This window comes from Aeromicrobium sp. Leaf272, assembly GCF_001422865.1.
Classification (GTDB): Bacteria; Actinomycetota; Actinomycetes; order Propionibacteriales; family Nocardioidaceae; genus Aeromicrobium.
Genome location: NZ_LMMY01000013.1, coordinates 148,981 through 151,950 on the forward strand (window position 1 = coordinate 148,981; position 2,970 = coordinate 151,950).

The 2,970-nt window shown below is 70.3% G+C and carries 2 protein-coding genes and 1 pseudogene; 1 reads left to right on the forward strand and 2 read right to left on the reverse strand.

Going from position 1 to position 2,970, the window contains the following annotated elements:
• Nucleotides 1-863: pseudogene (locus tag ASF38_RS19390) on the reverse strand (DEAD/DEAH box helicase); the annotation flags it as partial.
• Complete coding sequence (locus ASF38_RS09940; RefSeq protein WP_055964684.1) at nt 860-1,561, reverse strand: hemolysin III family protein; 702 nt, start codon at nt 1,559-1,561, stop codon at nt 860-862. The gene ASF38_RS09940 and the pseudogene ASF38_RS19390, both read right to left, overlap by 4 nt.
• Before the next feature lie 55 nt (nt 1,562-1,616).
• On the opposite strand from ASF38_RS09940, the gene ASF38_RS09945 reads away from it, so the two are divergent.
• Nucleotides 1,617-2,381 (forward strand): isoprenyl transferase, encoded by a 765-nt coding sequence (locus ASF38_RS09945; protein ID WP_055964688.1) that lies wholly within the window; start codon nt 1,617-1,619, stop codon nt 2,379-2,381.
• Nucleotides 2,382-2,970 lie beyond the last annotated feature (589 nt).

Genomic DNA, 2,970 nt, shown 5'->3' on the forward strand with positions numbered 1-2,970 from the left:
CCGATGCCCATGCGGACCAGCCGCGACAGCGTCTTGCCGAACGCCGACGTGAACCGGAAGCCACCGATGGCCTCCGCGATCAGGTCGCGCTCGGCCCGCGACGCCAGCGCGACGCTGCTGAGCGCCTGCGCCCGTTCCAGCGCCGACGCCTGCGTGAAGTGCACGATGTAGACGGGGGACTGGCCGGTCTCCACCAGCTCGGTCACGACCTCCTGCACCGGCGACGTGACGTACTCCGTGACCAGCGGCACCGGCCGTTCGGTCGACGCCACGAGCGCGGTCTCGCGACCCGTGCGCCGGACCAGGTCCTCGCGCAGCGTCGTGGTGTCGCCCAGCGTGGCCGACATGAGCAGCACCTGCGCCCGTGGCAGCTCCACGAGCGGCACCTGCCACGCCCAGCCGCGGTCGGGGTCGGCGTAGAAGTGGAACTCGTCCATCACCACCAGGCCGACGTCGGCGGCGCTGCCCTCGCGCAGGGCGAGGTTGGCCAGCACCTCGGCCGTGGCCACGACCACCGGCGCGTCGGGGTTCACCGACGCGTCGCCGGTGAGCATGCCCACGTTCTCGGCGCCGAAGACGTCGCACAGGTCGAAGAACTTCTCGCTCACCAGCGCCTTGATGGGTGCGGTGTACACGGCGCACTCGTCGCGGGCCAGGGCGCCGGCGATGGCGGCGGTGGCCACCAGGCTCTTGCCCGAGCCGGTGGGCGTCGCGAGCACCACGTTCGAGCCCGAGAGCAGCTCGAGCACCGCCTCCTCCTGCGCTGGGTACAGCGTGATGCCGCGTCCCTCGACCCAAGCGCCGAACGCGTCGAAGACGTCGTCCGGCGAGGCCCCGTCGGGAACCGACAGCCCCGGGCTCACCGCTGCTGGTAGGCGAGCAGGCTGACGCCGATGTAGTGGACGATGAACGCCGCGATCGTCAGCGTGTGGAACACCTCGTGGAAGCCGTACCAGCGCGGGAACGGGTCGGGCCACTTGAAGCCGTAGACGAGCGCGCCGATCGTGTAGAGCCCGCCACCGATGACCATGAGCGCGAGCACCGCGGTGGAGGCGTTCTCCTCGAACTCGCTCCAGTACAGGACCGCCGCCCAGCCGAGCAGGATGTACAGCGGCACGTAGATCCACCGCGGGGCGCCGACCCAGAAGACGCGGAACGCCACGCCGGCCAAGGCGCCACCCCACACGAGCGACAGCATGATCGTCGCTTCCTTCGTGTCGAGCAGCAGCAGGCTGAAGGGCGTGTAGGACCCGGCGATCAGCAAGAAGATGTTGGCGTGGTCGAGCCGCTTCCAGACCACGCGAGCCTCGTCGGACCACGTGCGGGTGTGGTACAGCGCGCTCGTGCCGAACAGGAGCAGCGCCGAGACCATGAAGACGGCCACGCCGGCGCGCACGACGACGTCGTCGGCGATGACCAGCATGACGAGGAACGAGAAGAAGCTCAGGGGCGCCGTGGCAGCGTGCAGCCACCCGCGCAGCTTCGGCTTGAGCTCGACGAGGTTGTCGCGGATGCGGTCGGTGACCTCGTCGGTCGACGAGTCGTGATCGGTCCGGGACATGGGGGACAGAGTAGCCCTCCCGACCTGACCGGCCGGGTGTGGTGGGATGAGGATCATGGGGCTCAGCCACGTCGCCTACGGCGTCTACGAGCGCCGACTGCTCAAGCACCTGGATCCGTCCCGGATGCCGCGGCACGTCGGCGCCATCGTCGACGGGAACCGGCGCTGGGCCAAGGACGCCCGGATGGACCTCGAGCAGGGATACCGCGCGGGTGCGGCGAAGGTCGACGAGTTCCTCGACTGGTGCCACGAGCTCGGCGTCGGGACCGTCACCTTCTGGGTGCTCTCCACCGACAACCTGCAGCGACCCGAGGCCGAGCTGACCAGCATCCTCGACGCCGTCGAGGCGCTCGTGGGGCGTCTGGCCGACGACGGCCGCTGGCACGTGCGGCTCATCGGCAACCTGCAGCTGCTGCCGGACGACTCGTCGGCGCGCCTGCAGCGCGCGGCCGCCGCATCGCCCGACACGGACGGGATCATGCAGGTCAACGTGTGCGTGGGGTACGGCGGACGCCAGGAGCTGACCGACGCGATGCGCGCCCTGCTGCTGGCCGAGGCCGCCAAGGGTCGCTCCCTCGAGGAGGTCGCCTCGACGCTCGAGGTCGACCACATCGCCGACCACCTGTACACGAAGGGCCAGCCCGACCCCGACCTCGTCATCCGCACCTCGGGGGAGCAGCGCCTCTCGGGCTTCCTGCTGTGGCAGAGCGTGCACAGCGAGTTCTACTTCTCCGACGTGCTGTGGCCCGCGTTCCGCCGCGTCGACCTGCTGCGTGCCATGCGCTCCTACGCCGCGCGTGAGCGTCGCTTCGGGGCCTGAGGCGTCGCCTTCCGCTACGACTGCTCCTTCCCGGACGGGCCTTCGCTCGCTGCTGCGTCGCCGCGGGTCCCGAGCGGGCTGGCCTTCGAAGGGGCCTCGACCGGACGGTGGGTCTCGGCCCGGTTGGGTCTGCGGGGTGCGGCGGGGATCTCGCCTGCGGCTGCGTCGCTGTGGCTGCGCGTCGGGGTGGTCTCCGAGAGGGCCTCGACCGGAGCAGGGGGTCTGGGCTCGGGTGGGTCTGCGGGGCGCGGCCACGATTCTCCATCTGCGCGTGATCTACGCACGGTTCTTCCTTGCGTGGACCGTGCCACGCGAAGGAAGCATCGTGGCGACGAAAAGGGCCTCAGACGGGCAGGGATTCTCCCTTCTCGTGGACCGTCCCACGCAAAAGGAGAATCCCTGCCCACCCACCGCGCGCCGAAGCCCCCGGCGGACGCAGGATTCTGCCTTCGCGCGCGGAAGCCCGAACGATGCTGCGTTGATGACGGGATCCGAACACGAACGCAGCATCCTTCGCCCCCTCACCCACGAACGCAGAACCTTGCGTCACCGGGAGCCGCGCTCCGAGAGCCCGACCCGAGCCCGGACC